The 20,237-nt window shown below is 65.3% G+C and carries 18 protein-coding genes and 2 pseudogenes; 5 read left to right on the top strand and 15 right to left on the bottom strand.

Going from position 1 to position 20,237, the window contains the following annotated elements; all coding sequences use genetic code 11:
* Positions 1-1,361: pseudogene (locus HWX25_RS31475) on the top strand (hypothetical protein); the annotation flags it as partial.
* Positions 1,362-1,660: 299 nt separating this feature from the next.
* Here HWX25_RS31475 and HWX25_RS31470 read toward each other — a convergent pair.
* Together HWX25_RS31470 and HWX25_RS31465 are read right to left on the bottom strand one after the other, a co-directional pair.
* Positions 1,661-2,410, bottom strand: a complete 750-nt coding sequence (locus tag HWX25_RS31470; RefSeq protein ID WP_244138820.1) for a hypothetical protein — start codon at positions 2,408-2,410, stop codon at positions 1,661-1,663.
* A 168-nt stretch (positions 2,411-2,578) separates the two neighbouring features.
* On the bottom strand, positions 2,579-3,409 hold the full coding sequence (locus HWX25_RS31465; RefSeq protein WP_175912460.1) for a helix-turn-helix domain-containing protein: 831 nt from the start codon (positions 3,407-3,409) through the stop codon (positions 2,579-2,581).
* Between the two features lie 120 nt (positions 3,410-3,529).
* On the opposite strand from HWX25_RS31465, the gene HWX25_RS31460 reads away from it, so the two are divergent.
* Positions 3,530-4,189, top strand: a complete 660-nt coding sequence (locus HWX25_RS31460; protein WP_175912457.1) for a glutathione S-transferase family protein — start codon at positions 3,530-3,532, stop codon at positions 4,187-4,189.
* A 46-nt stretch (positions 4,190-4,235) separates the two neighbouring features.
* Here the strand turns inward: HWX25_RS31460 and HWX25_RS31455 are convergent, their stop codons facing one another.
* From HWX25_RS31455 to HWX25_RS31405, 11 genes are all read right to left on the bottom strand, one after another.
* On the bottom strand, positions 4,236-5,324 hold the full coding sequence (locus HWX25_RS31455) for a porin (RefSeq protein WP_175912455.1): 1,089 nt from the start codon (positions 5,322-5,324) through the stop codon (positions 4,236-4,238).
* Positions 5,325-5,569: 245 nt separating this feature from the next.
* Positions 5,570-5,905 carry a Rieske 2Fe-2S domain-containing protein gene (locus tag HWX25_RS31450; RefSeq protein ID WP_175912454.1) on the bottom strand — a complete coding sequence of 112 codons (336 nt, stop codon included), beginning with the start codon at positions 5,903-5,905 and terminating at the stop codon, positions 5,570-5,572.
* A gap of 3 nt (positions 5,906-5,908) precedes the next feature.
* Positions 5,909-6,220, bottom strand: coding sequence for a YciI family protein (locus tag HWX25_RS31445; protein WP_059448054.1), 312 nt, complete (start codon positions 6,218-6,220; stop codon positions 5,909-5,911).
* Between the two features lie 5 nt (positions 6,221-6,225).
* Positions 6,226-7,101, bottom strand: a complete 876-nt coding sequence (locus tag HWX25_RS31440; protein WP_175912452.1) for an intradiol ring-cleavage dioxygenase — start codon at positions 7,099-7,101, stop codon at positions 6,226-6,228.
* Between the two features lie 28 nt (positions 7,102-7,129).
* Positions 7,130-8,197 (bottom strand): maleylacetate reductase, encoded by a 1,068-nt coding sequence (locus HWX25_RS31435; RefSeq protein ID WP_175912450.1) that lies wholly within the window; start codon positions 8,195-8,197, stop codon positions 7,130-7,132.
* 7 nt (positions 8,198-8,204) lie between these two features.
* A complete protein-coding gene (locus tag HWX25_RS31430; RefSeq protein ID WP_175912448.1) occupies positions 8,205-9,671 on the bottom strand; it encodes an aldehyde dehydrogenase family protein in 1,467 nt (488 codons plus the stop codon).
* Between the two features lie 32 nt (positions 9,672-9,703).
* Positions 9,704-10,723: a hydroxyquinol 1,2-dioxygenase gene (locus tag HWX25_RS31425; RefSeq protein ID WP_175912447.1), complete on the bottom strand. Its 1,020-nt coding sequence runs from the start codon at positions 10,721-10,723 to the stop codon at positions 9,704-9,706.
* Positions 10,724-10,764: 41 nt separating this feature from the next.
* Positions 10,765-11,259: a hypothetical protein gene (locus tag HWX25_RS31420; protein WP_059819734.1), complete on the bottom strand. Its 495-nt coding sequence runs from the start codon at positions 11,257-11,259 to the stop codon at positions 10,765-10,767.
* A 114-nt stretch (positions 11,260-11,373) separates the two neighbouring features.
* A complete protein-coding gene (locus tag HWX25_RS31415) occupies positions 11,374-12,303 on the bottom strand; it encodes a LysR family transcriptional regulator (protein ID WP_175912446.1) in 930 nt (309 codons plus the stop codon).
* A gap of 139 nt (positions 12,304-12,442) precedes the next feature.
* Positions 12,443-13,693 (bottom strand): MFS transporter, encoded by a 1,251-nt coding sequence (locus tag HWX25_RS31410; protein ID WP_175912445.1) that lies wholly within the window; start codon positions 13,691-13,693, stop codon positions 12,443-12,445.
* 135 nt (positions 13,694-13,828) lie between these two features.
* Positions 13,829-14,122 (bottom strand): hypothetical protein, encoded by a 294-nt coding sequence (locus HWX25_RS31405; RefSeq protein WP_175912444.1) that lies wholly within the window; start codon positions 14,120-14,122, stop codon positions 13,829-13,831.
* A 76-nt stretch (positions 14,123-14,198) separates the two neighbouring features.
* Here HWX25_RS31405 and HWX25_RS31400 point away from each other — a divergent pair, with 76 nt between their 5' ends.
* A complete protein-coding gene (locus HWX25_RS31400) occupies positions 14,199-15,683 on the top strand; it encodes an aminotransferase class V-fold PLP-dependent enzyme (protein ID WP_175912443.1) in 1,485 nt (494 codons plus the stop codon).
* A 178-nt stretch (positions 15,684-15,861) separates the two neighbouring features.
* Here HWX25_RS31400 and HWX25_RS31395 read toward each other — a convergent pair whose 3' ends face one another.
* A complete protein-coding gene (locus tag HWX25_RS31395) occupies positions 15,862-16,977 on the bottom strand; it encodes a DJ-1/PfpI family protein (protein WP_059819736.1) in 1,116 nt (371 codons plus the stop codon).
* A gap of 88 nt (positions 16,978-17,065) precedes the next feature.
* Between HWX25_RS31395 and HWX25_RS31390 the strand changes: the two genes are divergently transcribed.
* A complete protein-coding gene (locus HWX25_RS31390) occupies positions 17,066-18,076 on the top strand; it encodes a helix-turn-helix domain-containing protein (protein ID WP_175912442.1) in 1,011 nt (336 codons plus the stop codon).
* Positions 18,077-18,372: 296 nt separating this feature from the next.
* Positions 18,373-19,905, top strand: coding sequence for an amino acid permease (locus HWX25_RS31385; protein WP_059532452.1), 1,533 nt, complete (start codon positions 18,373-18,375; stop codon positions 19,903-19,905).
* A 122-nt stretch (positions 19,906-20,027) separates the two neighbouring features.
* On the opposite strand, the pseudogene glyA reads toward HWX25_RS31385, so the two are convergent.
* Positions 20,028-20,237 (bottom strand): annotated as a pseudogene (glyA, locus tag HWX25_RS31380) (serine hydroxymethyltransferase); the annotation flags it as partial.

Below are 20,237 nucleotides of genomic sequence, written 5' to 3'. Positions count from 1 at the left end.
AAAAAGAGCGGCAAAACCAGCAGGTAACGAAGAGTTATCCACACCGGAATAGATGTACTACGCTGTCTCGGGGTGGGTCAGATTTAGATGAAATCGGTGGGTTAAGACTCGGTGGAAATCAACAGGATTACCTCTGCTGCACGACAACCCTGTTTCAGGGAGTGAATCTCCCTGCGCGAAACGTCTTCATTGATACACCGACTCGCGGTAAGGGCGCGGCGCTCGATGAAGCTTCGCTCTGGAACTTCGCCGGTCGTGCCGGCCGTCTTGGCGAGGAAGTAGTAGGCAACGTGTTTCTCGTAAACTACGAGAACTGGGAAACGAAGCCACTGACCGAGCGCAAGCCGTTCGCAATGCAGGCAGCGTTCAAGCAGACAGTCGAGGGGGATTTTGATGCGGTAGTTGAGCTACTCCAGGCAGCCGTCGACAAGGCTCCCATACTTGAGCGCGACCGCGCGTCTGGGGACCGGATTACCGCAGCTGCAGGTCTCATCCTGTTTCGTTCGTCCCAGAAGACATTAGACGGTTTACTGGGTCGCCGCGGTCTCTCGCTGACTACCGAGCAAAAAGACACCCTCACTGAGCTGGCCGAGCAGGCGCTTGCGAGTCTTGAGCTACCGGCTTCGGTTTTGACTACGAGCTGGATGCTCGACCCAGTCGCGCTCGCAGGCCTTCTGCAGCGGATTCGTGAACTCGTGCGCCATCGCGACTTCTCGAAACTGATGCCTTCGAATCCTTCGGGCGACTCGTACACGGTGTACAACTCAATCATCCGCAGGCTCTACAAGTATCTGGGAGGCATGAACCTTTCCGGAGAAGAAGGGAGAAGACAGCGCGGCTACGTTAGCCACGTGACCGTTACGGCCTTGAAGTGGATGAGAGGCGAACCACTGACGCAATTGGTCGCTGAAGCTGTGAAGTACAAGAAGAAGGTTGCACAGCAAACGAACAAACGGCCGCTCACTCAGGCGGCTATCGATGGCGCCATCCGCGACATGTTCACGCTTATCGAGCAAACGATTCGATTCAAACTTGTCCAGTGGGCTAAGGCCTACGTCGACCTGCTGAAGTATGCTCTTGCCCAAGAGGGGCTCGATGAAATGGTTACCCAGGTCTACGACTTCTCGTTGGCTCTTGAGCTGGGAGTGTCGACGCGTACCGGTCGTTCGCTGGTCGAGTTTGGCTTGTCACGTATCACAGCTGCGGCAATGGCGTCGCTGATTACGGATTCGTCATTGAGCTCGGACCAGGTTCGAGGCTGGTTCTTGCAGCAACCAGCGTCGCTGATACAGCAGCTATCGCCATTGGTGGTAGCTGAATTGCGTGAACGTGGTCTCGTCGCAATCCAATATTCAGCTTGATATTGGAGGGGCCGCCAACCTCCCGCCCCATGGAATCGCGGTCCAGCGATATAGACACTGGCCAGTCGATAGACAGAACGGTTTGGCTTAAGTGAAACTATTGAAACTGCGACGATTGTCAGCACTGGGCAAGCGCCGCGTCACATTTCCCAGACGGGGCCCTCGGCACCCCAAACAAGCCACCTGCAACCCACTGATTTATATGGGGTTTTCCTAGTCATTAAGTGAAACTTCAGCGTTTAAGTGAAACTATTCGAAGTTGCTACCGATCAGCATCACCACCCCGCCCAAGAAAATCGCTACTTCGACAAACTCAGCTTCTTCGACAACACAACCCCGCTCGACGGGCTCACCAGCGAGATGGATTGGAGATCCATGTGCAGCCTGGAGATCCGGGTCGTAATGTCCGTCGGCTCCTCGATGCTCGGATCGGCATGCTCGGTCTGTTCGGTCAGGTAAGGCCTAACCAGGCGCCCCGATAAAACGAGCGCGAAGTCGCCATGCGCCTGGGCGTACACGGCAGGCGAGATTCGCATGCGGCTGCGAACCGTGCTCTTCTTCCCTTGCCCGGACTCGAGCTCGATGATGTCGACCTGCTGGATATATCCTTTTGCCTTCGCTTCGGGTGCGATCACGAGCCCTCGCCCTCGTGGCCCCGTCGTGACCTTTCTGAGCAGGATGCGCGTCCGGTCGTCGCGCTCCGCGTCGAACAGGTCGACGTCCAGCGTCAACAGGTGCCGCTGCGACTGATACCTCAGCCCATACCGCACCGGCACCACGAATGTCACGTCACGATCGAGATTGATGGGCGCCAGGTCGGGATTCGGGCCGTGCCGGTCGGTCGCGTTGGAGACGAGGCCGCGAACCCGTGCACTCAAGGAAGGTGCGGCGGCGCTGAAATGCTGCTTCTTCAGCGCATCCCGGATGGCAACCGGATCGTCGCCGACAATCGGCCGTACGTGCGACGTGTCTTGACCGACAGCGGGCGCGTTGCGCGTCGAGCCGTCGACAGACGCCGCCTGCGCATGCGCCGCCACTGGCGCCAGCATCACCGCTACGGCGACGGCCCACGCGAATTTCGAGCGACCCAACTTGGATTTCCTGTGCGGCACGACGAACTCCTGATTTTCTGGCAGATCGGTCAACGACGAGCACTATAGGGCGGAATGACCGGCAACGCATCCACCGCGTGAAATGACCCATGGTGCGGTCGCCGATCAGGAGTCGGCACCCTCATCCCGACCATCCTCCCGCCGATATTCCGCCGGCGCCTTCCCCACCAGCTTCCGAAAATCGCGCGTGAAATGCGCCTGGTCGAAATACCCCAACGAATGAGCCAGTTCCGCGAGATCGACCGGCTCGCCGCCGGCGAGCTTGTCCGCGGCCTCATGCAGGCGATAACGGCAGATCACCCACTTCGGCGTCACGCCCACATGGTTGGAAAAGAGCTGCTGCAGCGTGCGCTCGCTCAACCCTGCGCGCTCGGCCAGATCGCGCACCTGCGTGAGCCCGAGGTCCTGCTGCAGCATCTGCAAGATGCCATGAATGCGCTCGACCTGCGGATCAGCCGGCGGCAGCACCCGCAACAGCAACGCCTCCGCGGCGGCCACCATCCCGGCATCATCTTCGGCCCCGAGCACGGCGTCTTCGGCTTCCGCATCGCCGCAATCGAGCAGCGTCGACACCGGCAGCACCTTGTCGGTCGACAAATGCACCGGCTTGCCGAAGAACGCCCGAAACGCCCCCGGCCGAAACCGCAAGCCGATCACCCTGCCAGCGCCGGCCAGCGTCGTCTCGAACGCCCCCGACACCACACCGAAGATCCCCGTCCGCCGCCGGTCGAACACCAGATTCACGCACGGATACGGCAGCGTGCGCTGCACGTACGGCGGCTGGTCGCGCAGATCCCATTCGACGATCCAGTGGTGATCCAGCACCCCGGCCAGTTCGGCACAGGGGTAATAGCGATTCAGGCGGAAGCGCTGATTGAAGGCTTTCGGGCCGACGACGCCTTTGGGCGTCTCGGTCACGTTACGCAAGTCGGCCATGGTGACGAACCGTTGAGGTGACTGCGTGATGATGCACCGCCGCAGCGGATTTTTCCAAGACGAAGCCGCGCGGCCGTCCTACATTGGAATACTTGTCCCGAACGCATACCGGAGCCCGCGATGTCGCAAGACCGTCACCTGACCCTGTACCACTCCCCGCGCAGCCGATCGGCCGGCGCGCGGATGCTGCTCGAGGAACTGAGCGCCGACTACGAACTGCACGCGTTCGACCTCTCCGCGGGCAAACATCACGACGCCGAATATCTGCGCCTCAACCCGATGGGCAAGGTGCCCGCGCTACGTCACGGCGACGCGATCGTGACCGAACAGCCCGCCGTCTACATGTACGCGGCGGAACTGTATCCGGAAGCCGGCCTGTCGCCGGCGCCCGGCGATTCACTGCGCGGCCCGTACCTGCGCTGGATGACGTTCTATGGTTCGTGCTTCGAGCCAGCCATCGTCGACCGCTCGATGAATCGTCCGCCCGCGGCCTATTCGACGTCGCCGTACGGCGACTTCGACACCGTCATCAACGCGATCGATGCGCAACTGGCAAAGGGGCCCTGGCTGCTGGGCGAGCGCTTCACGGCCGCAGATGTGCTGTGGGGCTCCGCGCTGAACTGGACCACGATGTTCAAGCTGGTGCCCGAGACGCCGCGCATTCGCGCCTATATCGATCGCGTGCTGGCGCGCCCGGCCATCCAGCGCGCGCAGGCGGCAGATGCGGCACTCGCGGCGGAGCAGGACAAGGCCAAGGAGGCAGCGTCCGCCGCGAGGTAGTCCGGTGCGGGGGCGGACCTTGACGCAAGTTCCGCCCAGCGCCCCGTCAAAACATCGTATGCACCCCGACGCGCGCGACGGCCTGACTCGCCGAGCTCGACGCCCCGTTCGGATCGAGCACGCCGTTGATCTGCGCGTTCGCGCCGCTGTTCGCGCGTTGATAATCCGCGGACACGTAAACCATCGTCCGTTTCGACAACAGGTACTGAAGCGCGACGCTGACCTGATGCGCATGGTTGTCGTTCACGGCTTCGTTGCCCTTCATGTACATGTACTTCGCGCCGAGAAAGACGTCCGGCCTGATGCGCCACACGCCGCCTGCTTCGGCCATCCACACGCCTGTGTCGTTGAACGAATTGCGTACGGTCGTCAGCAGCGCCTTTGCACTGACCGCGCCGAAGTCGTAGTGCATCCCGACGCCCCAGTTGCGCACACTGGTCGACGGCGTACCCGGCGCCGGACCATACTTCTCGTTCGTATAGGCCGCACCGATACCGAACGCTCCGACTTCGTAGTTCAGCCCGGCGCTCACGGTATTGTCCGCGCCGACGGAACCGGCCACGCCGCCGAACGCATACATCACGCCCCCGGAAAACCCGGCGATCGTCGGCGAGCTGTACTTGACCGAATTCGCGACCGGCTTGCTGCCTGCCGTGCGGTCCCAGTCGAATGCGCCGGTCGGATTGCCCGGCAGCGCGAGACGCTGGAACGGGCCATTCCTGAACCCGTACAACCCCGTGAGATCCATCGAGATCGCGTTCCCCTTCGCAAACAGGGAATCCACCATGAAGTCGTACTGATTCCCCAGCCTGATGCCGCCGAACCGGTCGCTCTCGATGCCCACGTATGCATTGCGCCCGAAGATTCCGGTCCCGATGATGCTGCCGTTCGCCATCGAGAACTGGTTCACGAGCGCGAACGTCGCGTGATATCCGCCACCGAGATCTTCCGTTCCGCGCAAGCCGAACAGGTTCGGCGTGAAGATGCCGTCGTCGAACTTGACGTTCTTCCCGCCACCCTCGTTGCTGACATACGAGATGCCGCTGTCGATCAACCCGAACAGCGTCACGCTGCTCTGCGCGTATGCGCTCTGCGCGATGACAAGCATCGCGATTGCTCCAAACCTTAGTTTCATTGTGTCTCCGTCTTTTTTCTGTCAATGCGAACCGGTCGCCCGCTGTCTCGCGGGTCTCGCCCGATGCTTCGTGAAACAACGACTCCCCCGGCCCGGCTTCGCATTCATCCGGGTCGAAAAAACTCGTATTTGATTAGCTTTACTGATTTAACAGAACGAATGAAATCCCGCTCATTCCCGATTTCATCCCGCACAATGCGATTACAGCGCGTCCCGACTTCCGTTGAGCAATCCGACCTTCCGAATCAAGCGCCCCGACAAATCACCCAGGCCGCCGAATCGACCTCGACAGTCACGGCTTCCAGCCCGGCGCCCGAACACGGGCCGTCGATGCACACGCCATCGTCGAACCTGAACAGCGCGCTGTGATGCGCACACATCAGCACCTGGGACCGGTAGCAGGAAACGTTGCCCGGCACGAAATCGAGCGGAACCGAGAAATGCGGGCAACGATTCACATACGCCCACACCTGCTCCCCACGCCGCACGACGATGACGGGACGCCCGATGCGCGCTTCGTCGACGACCCGTGCCCCACCGTCCGGCACATCGGAGAAGCGGCAGAGTTGCGCGGCACCCATGACTCACGCTCTCCGCTCGGGATTGCCGAGGCTCCAGTCCCACGGTCGAACCTCCACCCGCGAGAACAGCCCCTCCTTCACGTATGGATCGTTGCCGACGAACTGCATCACCGCATCGATGTCGTCCGCCTCGACGACGAGCAGCGTGCCGTTCATCGCATCGCCCTGCGGATCGAGCGTCGGTCCGCCGAGCCGCACATACACACCGTGCTGCGCGGCGGAGCGCAGGTAGGTCCGATGCGTGGACCGCACGCGGTCGCGCACTTCGCGCATCCCGGGCTGGTCCGTCGCAAACACTGCAAAGAATCGCGCCATGTCGGTCAACTCCGGTCGAGCACGAAGTCGTACGTCGCTTCGCGATATGCGCCCGTCAAGCCGACGCGGCGCGCGAGTTCATCGCCCGCCGCACGCGGACGATAGGACACCATCAGCGACGGCTTCACGCCGAAGACGGCATCCGACTTCAGATACGCATCCTCCTCGTCGAACAGATGCGTGACGAGCTTGCGATAGCCCGGCGCGTCGATCATGAAATGCAGATGCGCGGGCCGCCACGGATGACGGCCGGTGGCGTCGAGCATCTTCCCGACCGGGCCGTCGGTCGGAATCGGGTAGCTGACCGGCAGGATCGTCGTGATCGCATAACGGCCTTCGGCGTCGGTCCGGTAGCGGCCGCGCAGATTGCCGTGCGGCTGCGCCTTGTCCTGCCCGGAATACATGCCGTTCTCCGCGGTCTGCCATACGTCGAGCACGGCGTCGCGCACCGGCGCGCCATCGGTGGCGAGCACGCGGCCATGCACGACGACGGGCGTGCCGGGCGTGAACGCCATGTTCTCGCCATACGCGCGCTCGGGCATGCCTTCGATGTAGAACGGGCCGAATACGGTCGTTTCCGTCGCACCGGTGGCGAAGCGATGGTTGATCGCGTCGACCAGCATCGACACGCCCAGCGTGTCCGACAGCAGGATGAATTCCTGACGCACGACGTCGTCGCACATCTGCCCGGTTTCGGTCAGGAAGCGAATCGCGGCCATCCACTCGGCCTCGGTCAGCTCCGTCTCGCGGACGAACGCATGCAGATGCCGCACGAGGCTCTGCATCAGCACGCGCAAGCGCGGGTTCGGCGTATCGTCGAAGCTGGCGACAACCTGCTCGGTCAGCCGCGTATCGCCGTCGCCATGAAGATCGTTCGTCACGTTCGTCTCCTGTGATGCAGCCGGCCGCTCAATGCGGCTCGCGCCCTTCCCACGCATGCTGAAGCAATTCGCGAATCGGCGCACGTTCGATCGGCCGCGGATTCGCATACGGATTCCGGCAGGCGAGGTCGGCGGCTTCGTCGAGGCCCGCTTCCGGCATCCCGATGTCGGCAAGCGCCGGTGACAGGCCCAGTTGCCGATTCAGCCGGAACAACAGCGGGCCGGCGTCGGCCGCATCGGTGCCGCCCAGCGCACGCGCGACACGGCGCAGCGCGTCGGGCGCCGCGGCATGGTTGTAGTGCGCGGTATGCGGCAACATCGCGGCGTGCGTCTGCGCATGCGGCAGGTTGAAGGTGCCGCCGAGCGTATGACACAGCTTGTGGTGCAACGCCATGCCGACCGCGCCGAGGCACGTACCGGCGAGCCATGCGCCATACAAGGCGCGGCTGCGCATCTCGCGGTCGTCTGGTGTGCGAACGATCGCCGGCAGCGCCTCGCCGAGCGCACGAATCGACTCCTCGGCCATCAGGCTGATCACCGGGTTCGCATCTTCCGCGTAGAGCGCTTCGACCGCGTGCGCCATCGCATTGACGCCCGACGCCGCCGAAATCCCCGGCGGCAGCGACAGCGTCAGGGACGGGTCGTAGAGCACGGTTCGCGGCAGCACGCGCGCGTCGCGCCCGGTGCGCTTCAGCCGGCCTTCCGTGAGCCCGAAGATCGGCGTCATCTCCGAGCCCGCGTAAGTCGTCGGTACGGCGAGGATCGGCAGCGACGACTCGAGCGCGATCGCCTTGCCAAGCCCGATCGTCGAGCCGCCGCCGATCGCGATGCAGCAGTCCGCGCCCAGCTCGGCCGCCATCTCGCGCGCGGCACGCGCGACTTCGACCGGCACGTGCATCACGGCCTGCGCGCATACGCCGGCCGCGCGCGCGCCAAGCACGCGCCTGACCCGTTCGGCGAGGGGCTGCTGTTCCGGCGTCGACAGAATCAGCGCCCGCTGCGCGCCGAGCGCGGACAGCTCGTCCGGCAGCCGTTCGAGCGCGCCCCATTCGAACACGACGCGTGACGGCGTTCCCTGATAGACGAAGCGCTCCATTTCAGCCTCAACGCTTGAAGTGCGGCGGCACCTTGCCGTCGACGTTGACCCACACCGAGCGCGCTTCCGTGTAGTCGTGCATCGCCTCGAAGCCCATCTCGCGGCCGTAGCCCGACTTGCCGATGCCGCCGAACGGGCTGCCCGGGTTCACGCGCTTGTAGCAGTTGATCCAGCACATGCCCGCGTCGATCCGCGACGCCATCTTGTGCGCGCGGGACAGATCGTTGGTCCACAGGCCGCTGCCGAGCCCGTATTCGGTCGCGTTGGCGATCGACAGCGCTTCCTCGTCGCTGCCGAAGCGCAGCACGGTGACGAACGGGCCGAACACTTCCTCCTGCGCGACGCGATCGGCGGCGCTCTTCGCTTCGATGACGGTCGGGCGCACGTAGTAGCCGTCGGCGAGCGCGGCATCCTGCGGCGCGCTGCCGCCCGCGAGCACGCGGCCGCCCTGCTCGCGCGCGACATCGACGAACGACAGCACGCGATCGAGGTGCAGCTTCGACGTCAGCGGGCCCATCTCGGTGTCCGGGTCCAGCGGGTTGCCGACGCGGATCGACGAAGCCAGCGACACGAAGCGCTCGAGGAATGCGTCGGCGATGCGTTCATGCAGCACGAGACGCGAACCCGCGATGCACGCCTGCCCCTGGTTGTGAAAGATTGCCCACGCGGCGCCGTTGATGGCGGCATCGAGGTTCGCATCGTCGAACACGATGTTCGCGCCCTTGCCGCCCAGTTCCAGCTGCACGCGCTTCAGGTTGCCCTGCGAGGCCGCGACGATCCGGCGGCCCGTCGCCGTCGAACCGGTGAACGCGATCTTCCCGACACCTGGGTGTTCGGCAAGCCGCTGGCCTGCCGTATGACCGTAGCCGGGGACGATATTGACGACGCCCGCGGGGAACCCGACCTCGGCCATCAGCTCGACGATGCGCAGCGTCGACAGCGGCGTGATCTCCGACGGCTTGAGCACGACCGTGTTGCCGGCCGCCAGCGCCGGGCCCATCTTCCAGCTCGTGAACATCAGCGGGAAATTCCACGGCACGATCTGGCCGACGACGCCGATCGGCGCGCGCTGCACATAGTTCAGGAAGCCGGTTTCGACGGGAATCACCGAGCCCTGCAGCTTGTCGGCCATGCCGCCGAAGTAACGGAAGCATGCCGCCGTGCGCGGCACGTCGAGCGCGCGCGAATCGCGAATCGGATGACCGGTGTCCAGCGATTCCAGTTGCGCGAGCTCCTCGGCGTTGGCTTCGATCGCGTCGGCAAGGCGCAGCAGCAACCGGCCGCGTTCGGCCGCCGCCATTGCCGACCACTTCGGGAACGCGCGGGTGGCGGCTTCGACCGCCAGGTCCACGTCCGCCGATGTGGCCGCGGCGATCTTCGTGATCAGCGAGCCGTCGTGCGGATTGAGCACGTCGATGGTGCCGCGCTCGACGGCATCGACGAAGCGCCCGTCGATGAAGAGTTGGGTTTGCATGAATCGTCCTCGATTTATTGCTGAAGTGCTGCTTAGAACGCGATCGGATACGGCGCCAGCTCGCCGCTCTCGTATCGCTGCGGCAGGTCCGGCGTCGCGTTTTCCCAGACCAGCAGCATCGAGCGCTTCGTCGAGTAGCCCTGGTGCCGGATGTCGGCGGGCATCGCGCAGATGTCGCCGGCCCGCATCGTGATGCGCGCGCGCGGCGCGCCGGTGTTCTTGTCGCCGATGTCCCACACGATTTCGTCGGACAGTTGCAGGAACCATTCGACGCGGTCGTTGCCGTGGAACACCGGCAGGATGAATTCCTCGGTGGTCGGGCAGAACAGGCTGCGCCCACACACGGACGTGACCGACGGATTCCACGTCACGTCCGAACGCGACAGGTACTTGAACAGGTTGAACGCGTGCAGTTCGCCTTCGAAGCCCGGCTTCACGTGCACTTCCGGCTCGTCCTGGCCGACGTCGAGGAACGCGCGGTTGACCGGCAGCGCGTCGCGCAGCGGCGAGTCGCCTTCGAGGCCCGGCATGCGGCGCGTCGCGATGCGCGTGCGTTCGATCGCCGCGCCGTTCTCGCCGTGCTTGCGCCCGAACGCCGTGCCGGTTTCCTCGGGTGCGGCGAACGGATCGAAGCCTTCGTTGGTCCAGTCGTGCAGCATGGCCTTGAAGGTCGCCATGATCGTCGGCGTTTCGAACGTCTCGGTGTAGTCGACGCCGGCTTCCTTCAGGATTCCGTTGAACGTGCCCGCGTAGACGTCGACCTTGCCGTAGTGATTGCGCGTGCCGAACACGTGATCGAAGTTCACCCAGCCGTAGAAGAAGCCCCACGCAACGTCGCGCATCATCGCGCGCAGGAACGCGTCCGCGGGCATCGCATGCGTGCGCGTCCGGCCTTTCGCCGGCCAGCTGATTTTCACGAAGTATTCGTCGCGCTGGAACGCGAACTCGCCGAGCTGGAAGCGGCGGTAGCCGGTGACGGCATCGGCTTCCGTGGCCTGCACCAGATCGGCGGCGAAGCCGGCGGAAAGATCGAGGGTCTCGAGGGTGGCCATAAGGTGTCTCCTGGAATATTTGAACGGGGCAGTCGAATGGATCAGTGCAGGCAGATGTCGGCCCACTTCTCGACGGACAGCTCGCCGAGCACGGTCTGCACGAGCGCGACGCCCGGCTTGCCGGCAGCGAAGCGATACGCGCAGCCGGCCGGCAGCAGCGCCTGATGCCCCTTGCGCAGGACGACGTAGCCCATCTCGCGGCCCGCCGGCTGCGTGCCGGCGCTCACGGTGCCGCGGCCGATGGTCGGCGGGTTGTCGAGCTTGATGAATTCGATGCGGACTTCGCCATCCATCTGGATCGCGAACTCGTCGTGCGCGCACGCGAACCATGGCGACTGGCCTTCGGTCCGCAGCACTTCGATCACGTATTCGAGGTTCTTGCCGGCGACGACCTTTTCGTAAGGAGCCGACTTCGATGCGATCTCGAAGACGTTCGAGAAGGCGTAGTGTTTTGCGCTGCCGCTGGTGATTTCGATCTCGCCCTTGGCGTGGCTGTCGAGCGAGCCAAAGACGGTGTGGAATGCCGTGTCGGTCATTGCTGTCTCCTGAGTTGAACCGCTTGTTGGATTCAACTCTAGGGGCAAGGGCGCCCCTCAACAAGGCAACGGACCGCGACTACGGCATTTGCGATTCCCGAATAATCGCTTCGTTCAGCGAACCCAGCCGCGCTCGAGCAGCGGACGGTCCCACGGCGACTCGTCGCCGATGTATTCGACGAGGAATTCGACCAGCGCCTTCACCTTCAACGCCTGTCGCTGCGTTGCAGGATAAACGGCGGCGAAACTCAGCGGCGCGATCTGGAAATCGGTGAGGATGGGCACCAGCCGGCCCGCGACCAGCGCGTCGCTCGCAACCAGCGTGGGCAGGCACACGACACCGCCGCCCGTCAGCGCATACTCGCGCAGCAGGTGCACGGAGTTCGAGCGGATCATGCCGGGCAACTCCATTTCGACGACTTCGTCGCCGCGCGTCAGGGTCCAGCGGTTGCGCGACGGATAGCCGGAATACAGCGCCGTGGTGTGCTGCAGCAATTCGCGGGGATGTTGTGGCGCACCATGTGCTTCGAGGTAGGCCGGCGCCGCGCAGAAGAGGCGTCGGACCACGAACAGTCGCCGCTCGATCAGCGACTCGGATATCGGCGGGAAGATCTGGAACGCGATGTCGAACCCTTCTTCGACGGGGTCCACGACACGGTCATGGACGATGATGTCGAGCTGAATGCCCGGGTAGCGGCGATTGAACTCGGCGAGCGGCACGCCGAAGTGATCGAGCGCGAAACCGGGCAGCATCTGGATACGCAGCCGTCCGGTCGGCGTCGCGCGCAGTTCGCGCATCTGGTCGGTCAGCTCGTTGACGCGCCCGACCACCTCGGCGCATTCGCGGTAGAAGGTCTCGCCCACTTCGGACAGGCGCACGTGGCGCGTGCTGCGATGGAACAGCGGTGCGTTGACGAACTTCTCCAGCTGCTGGATGCGGTTCGTCACGACCGAACTGGTGACCCCAAGCTGTCGCGCCGCTTCCGCGAAACTGCTCGCCTCCGCGACCCTGACGAACGCCTCGATGCTCAGAAACCGGTCCATGCTGCGCCCTTTCCGAAAGCGAAACCGGCAGTCTAACCGCACCGGCCGGCCGGTTGGGTCAAGCCGAACGCGTCACACTGTCACCAGGCGGGTGTCAATCTCGCCGGCGCCCCGGGCGCGGGTAACACCGCGCGGTACGTTACGGCTGCTTGCCCGCCGACAGCTCCGGCTGCAAGCCCACGCGACGCTGCAGCACGGCCGGCGCGGTTTCCCGCAGCAGCAGGCTGACCACGATGCCGAGCAGCACTGCGCCCATCGGCAGCCACAGAATGTTCTGGATCCCGAAGTGTGCGGCGACGTAGCCGCCCATCGCCGGTGCGATGCCGCCGCCGAAGATCTCGCCGCAACCGACCACCACGCCGATCGACGTCGACACGAGGCCGACGGGCGCGGCTTCGGTCGCCACCGGGCCCGAGAGCAGCGACACCAGCCCGAGCGTGAAGAACGACGCGACGAACAGCACCACGAACAGCACGAGCGGCTGCGGGCCCAGCCCGCGAAAAACGTAGAGCATCACCGCCGTGCCGGCAAAACCGACGATGCTCGCGAGGCGCCGGCCCACCAGGTCGGAGAGGCCCGGCAGCCCGAACTGTCCGAGAAAGCCGCCGAAACCGATCGCCGACACCACGAGGCCCATCTTCTGCGTGCCGAGCGCAAGGTAATCCGTCAGGTACAGCGGCAACAGCGCGCCGAGCACGAACACGCCGGTCATCGCGCAGCACAGCGCGGCCATCGCGACGAGGATGTTGCGGCTCTTCAGCACGTGGCCGAGCGACGCCGGCGCATGTTCCGTCACCACCTCCTTCGCGCGCTTCGGTTCGCGGATCACGAAGAACATGATCGCGCCGAGGATCAGCCCGGGAATCGCCACGAGCGCGAACACCCAGCGCCACGATACGACGTTGAGCAGTTGCGTCGCGATGATCGGCGACAGCGCGAGCCCGAACAGCGCGAAGCCGCTTTGCTGCAGCCCGAGGTTCAGGCCGCGCCGCCGCGGATGCGACGCGTCGGCGGTGGCCGCGAAGCTGGTCGGGCAGAACGAGCCTTCGGCGACGCCCATCAGCCCGCGGATCGCGATCAGGCCGAGCAGCCCGCCCGCGAGCCCCGAGAAGCCGGACAGCAGCGAGAACGCGATGATCGCCGGGATCAGGACCTTGCGGCGGCCGATCTTGTCGGAAATGCCGCCCATCAGCGCCGCGAAGATGCCCCACGACAGGCCGAGCACGCCGATGCAGTTGCCGACGTCCTGCGCGGTCAGGTGCAGATCCTTCATGATCGAAGGGAACAGCGGCGCGATGAGCCAGCGGTCGAGGCCGACCAGCCCGAAACCGAGCGCCAGCAGCGTCACCGCCTTCCACTCATAGGAGGTATCCCACTCGTTTGCTTTCATGTCCGTCTCCGTGGACCGGTCCGCCTGCACGCGCCGGGGGCGTCCGTGCATGAGCCGGGTCCGTTGTCTTGTGTGTGCGATGCGACGTGAGTCGCGAGGAAGTGGCGGCCGCCTGTCCGGTTGCAGGCGTCGAATTCAATCAGCCGACGCCCGAACGATAGGTGCGCGCACGCAGATCGGGTATGGAACAACCGGCGAACGCGCCATTCGCGAAACGCAAATAATCGGCGGATCGCTGCGGGAGGCGTCAGCGGACAGCGCGGAACGCGCGGCGCGCACCGGCGAAATGGCCCGGACGCGTGCGTCACCGGGGGAATCCCTCATGGACATCGGCGGATCGTTGCCGGGTGTCGCCAGGCGGCGGCAGGATCCGATTCCATCCAGATCGGCCTCGATGGAATATTTTTCTTCAAATTGGTGAACATCCAACCGTTTTTGGATCCTTTTTCCCCGCTCCTCCTCGTATCATTTCTCCCGTTACGAAAAGAACGAGCCAGAGAAGGACATGAGCGACACCACCCCGCTGCACTACCTCGACTACGCGGCCACCACCCCCGCGGATCCCCGCGTGATCGAAGCGATGACGGCCTGCCTCGGTGCCGACGGCATCTTCGGCAATCCCGCGTCGAGCTCGCACGCCGCCGGCCGGCTGGCGAAGGAAAAAGTCGAGCATGCGCGCGCGCAGGTCGCCGCGCTGATCGGCGCGGACGCCGACGAGATCGTCTGGACGTCGGGCGCCACCGAATCGAACAACCTCGCGCTGAAAGGCTATGCGGAGACCGCGACCGACAAGCGCCACCTGATCACGAGCCGCCTCGAACACAAGGCCATCCTCGACACGATGGCGAACCTGTCGAAGCGCGGCATGACCGCGACCTGCCTGTCGCCCACCGCCGACGGCGAAATCACCGTCGACGCCGTGGCCGCGGCGATCGGCCCCGACACGGGCCTGGTGTCGCTGATGCTCGTCAACAACGAACTCGGCACGTTGACCGACATCGGCGCGATCTCGCGCATCGTGCATGCGGCCGGCGCGCTGCTGCACGTCGACGCCGCGCAAGCGCTCGGCAAGACGCCGATCGACGTGCGCGCGCTCGGCATCGATCTGCTGTCGATGTCCGCGCACAAGGTGTATGGGCCCAAGGGCATCGGCGCGCTGTTCGTCCGCCGCGAAATCGCCGACCACATCGCGCCGCAGATCCACGGCGGCGGACACGAGCGCGGCCTGCGCTCGGGCACGCTCGCGACGCACCAGATCGTCGGAATGGGCACCGCCTGCGAGCTGGCCGCCGAAAAACTCGAGCGCGAAGCCGTGCGCATCGCGGCGCTCAGCGCACGCCTGAAGGACGCGCTGCTCGCGCTCGGCGGCATCACGCACAACGCGGCGGCGGCACGCCGCATCCCGCACACGTTGAGCCTCACGGTGAACGTGCCGGGCTTCTTCCCGTTCATGCTCGGCGATGCGCTCGCCGTGTCGTCGACCTCCGCGTGCAACTCGATGAGCGGCGCGCCGTCCCACGTGTTGACCGCGATCGGCCTCGACGCCGAAGCCGCGGGCCGCACGGTGCGCGTCAGCTTCGGCCGCTTCACGACGGAGCAGGACGTCGATTTCGCGATCGCGTGTTTCGCGCGCGCGCTCGAGCAATGCCGTGCCGCGACGGCGACCGGCTTCACCGCGTCGCGACAGATCTCGCCGGCGGACCTGAAAGCGATTCACAACGCGGGCTTTCGCGCGGTGATCTGCAATCGGCCGGACGGCGAAAGCGCCGATCAGCCGGCCTTCGAGGAAATCGCCGCCGCCGCGCGCGAACTCGGCCTCGACGCGCGCTATCTGCCGGTCGAACGCGACCGGATCGGCGACGCGGAAGTCGATGCGTTCGGCGCGCTGGTCGATGCGCTGCCGAAGCCCGTGCTCGCGTATTGCGGAAGCGGGAGCCGCGCCGGGATGCTGTGGAATCGGCTGACGGCACGGCGAACGGCAACGGTCTGAGCGCAATTCGTTCGTCACGACGCATCGCCCGCGTTCGCGCTCAACGCCGAATGCAAGTCGGTGGAAGGCGCGCGCGATGGGCTGCGCGCATTTCCGCTGGCACACGCCGGGCTCGTCGAGCGGAACATCATTCCGCTCGGGCGTTGTTTGCTTCGGGGGTTCATCAGCGCCGCAGCCGCTACCGCGCATACTCGAGTTGCAGGGCCACCCAGTCCGACGTCGCGTCGCCGTAGCGCGCCGCGACGTCTCCGAGCACACCGGGCAACACACCGTCACCCCGCCGTCCCGCGGGAATCGTGACGCGCGGGTGGCCGGTATCGGCCGGCTGCGTCAGGAGGCGCAGCCCGTGCTTCGATTCGATCACGCGCGCGTCCGCCGTTGCGACGACGTCGCTGCGCCACGTCCGCGCCCATGCGTCGGCACTGAGCGCAACCGAGAGTTCATCGAATCCGCTCGCGACCGGCAGATCGAACGTCCGATGCCGCCAGAACGCGACGCGATTCGTCAGCGCGGTCGCCACGGCACGCGCGGTCAAACCGAACCGGCTGCCGTCGTGAACGTCGCTCCATCCCTCCGCGCCGATGTTGCGTGCCGCTTCGCGCGCCACCACCGGCCCCGCCAGCGCATTCACCAACGCAAGCGACGCGGGAATCGACGCCGACACGCCGGCCGTCGTCATCACGTTGCCATCCATCACGTAGCGTCGATCGTCGAGCCACGCGGTATCGGCAAAACGGCGACGCAGCCCGGCACGCGAGTACCAGTGCGCGGTCGCCATACGGTCCCGCAACAGCCCGGCGTTCGCGAGCACCGCCGCGCCATCGCAGATCGCCACCATCGTGGCGCCGGCAGCGGCTTGCTTGCGCAGCCATGCCAGCACGGCTGGCCGGTCGGCTCGATGCAGCGCAGGCACGATCACGATGTCGGCCCCCGAAGGCACGGCCGCGTCGAATCGGTCGAACGTCGTATCGGCCAGCATCCGCAGTGCGGGCATCAGTTCAACCGCGCTGGCGTCGACCGACACAGCCACGACATCGGCAGCGCCCGACGTCTTCAGAATCGCGTACGGGACCATGAAATCGGTCGTCTCCGTTCCTGCATTGTCCGCGACGATCGCAACGAGCGGCCGCGTGCGACCCGCTTTCGGTGCGTTCACGGTCAGCGTTTGCGTGACCGTTCGGGCGCCGTGCGCGACCGACGGCCCGGGCTGCCCCGACATGCACGCGCCCAGCACCGCGCATACGATCAGCACCATTGCCACGCGTGCCGCCCCGTTTCTGTTCCGTTCCCGCATCGCCCACCCGAGTCAATCGATTGCATGTCCGGAAAATTACAAGGATCATGCTCGCGGTCACAAGGACAACTCCACCGCACTTTCCGCCATGTCCCAGTCAACCGGTTCGGCGCGCGACATCGTCGTCGTCGGCTTCGAAGGCGTCCAGTCACTCGACATCACGGGCCCGATGGAAGTGTTCGCTGTCGCGAACCGTCACCTTCCCGGCCATGTCCCGCGCTATCGGCTCACGCTCGCGTCACAGCATGGTCACGACATCGTCACGCATGCGGGCCTGCGTCTTGCCGGCCCGACCGCGCTTGCGGCCTTGCCCGAACGCATCGACACGATCGTCGTCGCGGGCGGCAGCGAAGCGGCGCTGCGACACGCGGCGTCGAACGCCGGTGTGCTGCCGTGGCTGCGCACCCGGATCGCGAACACGCGGCGCATCGCGAGCATCTGCACGGGCGCGTTCGTGCTCGCCGCGGGCGGATGGCTGGACGGCAGGCGCGCAACCACGCACTGGAATCAGTGTGCGACGCTGCAAGCGCTATGCCCTGACGTGCGGGTCGAGCCGGATGCGATCTACGTGAGCGATCCGCCGTTTCATACGTCGGCCGGCGTGACGGCAGGCATCGACCTGTGTCTCGCGCTCGTCGAAGCCGACTGCGGCGCGCCGACCGCGCTCGCGGTCGCACGCGAGCTCGTGCTCTTCATGCACCGCCCCGGCGGACAGGCGCAATTCAGCGTCGGCCTCGACATCCAGGCAAACGCGACACCGCCGATGCGCGCGCTGCTCACGTCAATCGCCGACGACCCGACCGGCGACCTCGGCGTCGCCGCGCTGGCCGCGCGCCCGCACATGAGCGAGCGGACGTTTGCGCGCAATTTCCTCAAGGAGACGGGGCTTCCGCCCGCGCAATTCGTGCTGGCCGCGCGGGTCGAGCGCGCGAAGGTGCTGCTGGAGCGGGCAGACTGGCCGCTCGAACGGGTCGCGCAACGTTCGGGGTTCGGCAGCGTGGATGCACTGCAACGTGCGTTCGCGAAGCGGGTCGGGATAACGCCGCACGACTACCGCGCGCGCTTCGGACCGAAACACGGCCGGCAGCAAATCGAGTAGGCCGTCCCGGGTATTCCCCGGCCGACTCACGCCCCGATCCGTACGGATTTCTTACAAAGTTTCACCCCGCCATGCGATGCCCCCGAACGGTGCACGCATCCGGAGTTTCACCGCATTGCCGAAATCCGATATCGCCGCGAGATTTGGCTTCATACCGTTCCCGTATCGGACCGGCACGCGACCGTCGTCACCGCATGACATCGCGCGCCGCCGACGAATTCCAGGAGCGGGCCGCCGTGCCGGGCCCGGGCAGCGATGACGGTCCTGCCTCGCAGGACATTCGTGACGGAGCGAACATGGATGCGAAAATCCAGCCTGATACAGGCACCGACAGTGACGTAAGCCTTCTCCACAAGATGGGATACGCGCAGGAGCTGTCGAGACGCATGAACGGCTTCTCGAACTTCGCCGTGTCGTTTTCGGTGATCTGCATTCTGTCGGGCGGCATCACGGCGTTTCAGCTGGCGTTTTCCGCGGCCGGCGGCGCATCGATCGGCCTCGGCTGGCCGCTCGGCTCGCTGTTCGCGCTGATCGTCGCGGTGTCGATGTCGCAGATCGCGTCCGCGTTTCCGACCGCCGGCGGCCTCTATCACTGGGGCGCGATCCTCGGCGGGAAGAAATGGGGGTGGATGACGGCATGGCTCAACCTGATCGGCCTGATCTTCGTGATCGCGGCGATCAACTTCGGCACCTACGATCCGTTCTTCAAGACGCTGATCGCACCGATGTTCGGCGTCAGTCCGGACAGCCTGACATGGTGGCATCAGACCGCGTTCATCGCGATCATCACCCTTTCGCAGGCAGTCCTGAACGCACGTGGCATCAGGATCGCGAGCAAGATCACCGACCTGTCCGGCTATCTGATCTTCGTCGTGACGATCGCGCTGGTCGTGTCGCTGCTGGCCTACTCGCCGGTCGCGTTCGACCTGCATCGGCTCGTCACCTTCACCAATTACACGGGCGTCGACGGCGGCGCCTGGCCGAAACAGGCCACGCCGCTCGCGTTCCTGTCCGGCCTGCTGCTGGTGACCTACACGATCACGGGCTTCGACGCATCCGCGCACACGTCCGAAGAAACGCACGACGCGGCGAAAAACGTGCCGCGCGGCATCATCGGCTCGGTGTTCTGGTCCGCGGCGTTCGGCTACGTGATGGTGTGCGCGTTCGTGCTCGTCATGCCGGACCTGACCGCCGCGATGAAACAGGGCACCGGCTTCTTCGAAGCCATCCTCGCGCCGATTCCGAAGACGCTGCGCGTGTGCCTCGAGCTCGCGATGTTCTTCATCAACTACGTGTGCGGGCTCGCGGCGATCATGTCGACCTCGCGCATGATGTACGCGTTCGCGCGCGACGGCGGGCTGCCCGCGTCGAAACTGCTGCGCAGCGTGAATCACAACCACCGGACGCCCGGGCCCGCGATCTGGACGTGCGCGGTGCTTGCCATCGTCGTCACGCTGTACGGCGATGCGTTCTCGGTGTTGAGCGCGGGCAGCGCCGTGTTCCTGTTCATCTCGTATGCGATGCCGCTCGGCTCGGGAATGCTCGCCGAAGGCCGCACGTGGACCGAAAAGGGCCCGTTCCAGCTGGGCATCTGGTCGAAGCCGTGCGCGCTGCTCGCGCTGGTGGGCGCCTGCGTGCTCGCATACGTCGGCATCCAGCCGCCGAACGAGAAAGTGCTCTACGTGCTCGTCGCGTTCGTGGCGGCGCTGATGGTCATCTGGTACGGATTCGGTGTGCGCAAGACCTTCGCCGGGCCGCCGATGCTCAAGGACACGCGCAATGACGAGCGCATTCGCGAACTCGAGGCGAACGTCGATCCGACGGTGTGACGCGACACCGATTCGCACACAGCGCAAAAATCCGGCTCGCGATTTGCGAGCCGGATTTTTTTACGCTGCTTCGGTGCGGACGAGATTCAATCGCGCTGGCGGTTGAACCCGATTGCCGCGTGTTAGCCGTAGACCGGGAAACGCTTGGTCAGCTCCGCGACCAGACCACGGACGCGCTCGATCGTCGCCGCATCTTCCGGCGCCTCCAGCACATCGGCGATCAGGTTGCCGACCGTCTCCGCTTCCGCCGCGCCGAAGCCGCGCGTCGTCATCGCCGGCGAACCCAGACGGATCCCGCTCGTCACGAACGGCTTTTCCGGATCGTTCGGGAT

The sequence above is a fragment of the Burkholderia sp. BCC1640 genome (genome assembly GCF_902833125.1).
Taxonomy (GTDB): domain Bacteria; phylum Pseudomonadota; class Gammaproteobacteria; order Burkholderiales; family Burkholderiaceae; genus Burkholderia; species Burkholderia diffusa.
Note: the sequence above shows the minus strand (reverse complement) of the source record. Positions and strands in the feature narration are given on the sequence as shown.

Bases quoted from the DNA above. Each gene is read 5' to 3' on its own strand.
- HWX25_RS31470 (WP_244138820.1), bottom strand. From the start codon at position 2,410: ATGCTGGCGCCAGTGGCGGCGCATGCGCAGGCGGCGTCTGTCGACGGC.
- HWX25_RS31465 (WP_175912460.1), bottom strand. From the start codon at position 3,409: ATGGCCGACTTGCGTAACGTGACCGAGACGCCCAAAGGCGTCGTCGGC.
- HWX25_RS31460 (WP_175912457.1), top strand. From the start codon at position 3,530: ATGTCGCAAGACCGTCACCTGACCCTGTACCACTCCCCGCGCAGCCGA.
- HWX25_RS31455 (WP_175912455.1), bottom strand. From the start codon at position 5,324: ATGAAACTAAGGTTTGGAGCAATCGCGATGCTTGTCATCGCGCAGAGC.
- HWX25_RS31450 (WP_175912454.1), bottom strand. From the start codon at position 5,905: ATGGGTGCCGCGCAACTCTGCCGCTTCTCCGATGTGCCGGACGGTGGG.
- HWX25_RS31445 (WP_059448054.1), bottom strand. From the start codon at position 6,220: ATGGCGCGATTCTTTGCAGTGTTTGCGACGGACCAGCCCGGGATGCGC.
- HWX25_RS31435 (WP_175912450.1), bottom strand. From the start codon at position 8,197: ATGGAGCGCTTCGTCTATCAGGGAACGCCGTCACGCGTCGTGTTCGAA.
- HWX25_RS31430 (WP_175912448.1), bottom strand. From the start codon at position 9,671: ATGCAAACCCAACTCTTCATCGACGGGCGCTTCGTCGATGCCGTCGAG.
- HWX25_RS31425 (WP_175912447.1), bottom strand. From the start codon at position 10,723: ATGGCCACCCTCGAGACCCTCGATCTTTCCGCCGGCTTCGCCGCCGAT.
- HWX25_RS31420 (WP_059819734.1), bottom strand. From the start codon at position 11,259: ATGACCGACACGGCATTCCACACCGTCTTTGGCTCGCTCGACAGCCAC.
- HWX25_RS31415 (WP_175912446.1), bottom strand. From the start codon at position 12,303: ATGGACCGGTTTCTGAGCATCGAGGCGTTCGTCAGGGTCGCGGAGGCG.
- HWX25_RS31410 (WP_175912445.1), bottom strand. From the start codon at position 13,693: ATGAAAGCAAACGAGTGGGATACCTCCTATGAGTGGAAGGCGGTGACG.
- HWX25_RS31400 (WP_175912443.1), top strand. From the start codon at position 14,199: ATGAGCGACACCACCCCGCTGCACTACCTCGACTACGCGGCCACCACC.
- HWX25_RS31395 (WP_059819736.1), bottom strand. From the start codon at position 16,977: ATGCGGGAACGGAACAGAAACGGGGCGGCACGCGTGGCAATGGTGCTG.
- HWX25_RS31390 (WP_175912442.1), top strand. From the start codon at position 17,066: ATGTCCCAGTCAACCGGTTCGGCGCGCGACATCGTCGTCGTCGGCTTC.
- HWX25_RS31385 (WP_059532452.1), top strand. From the start codon at position 18,373: ATGGATGCGAAAATCCAGCCTGATACAGGCACCGACAGTGACGTAAGC.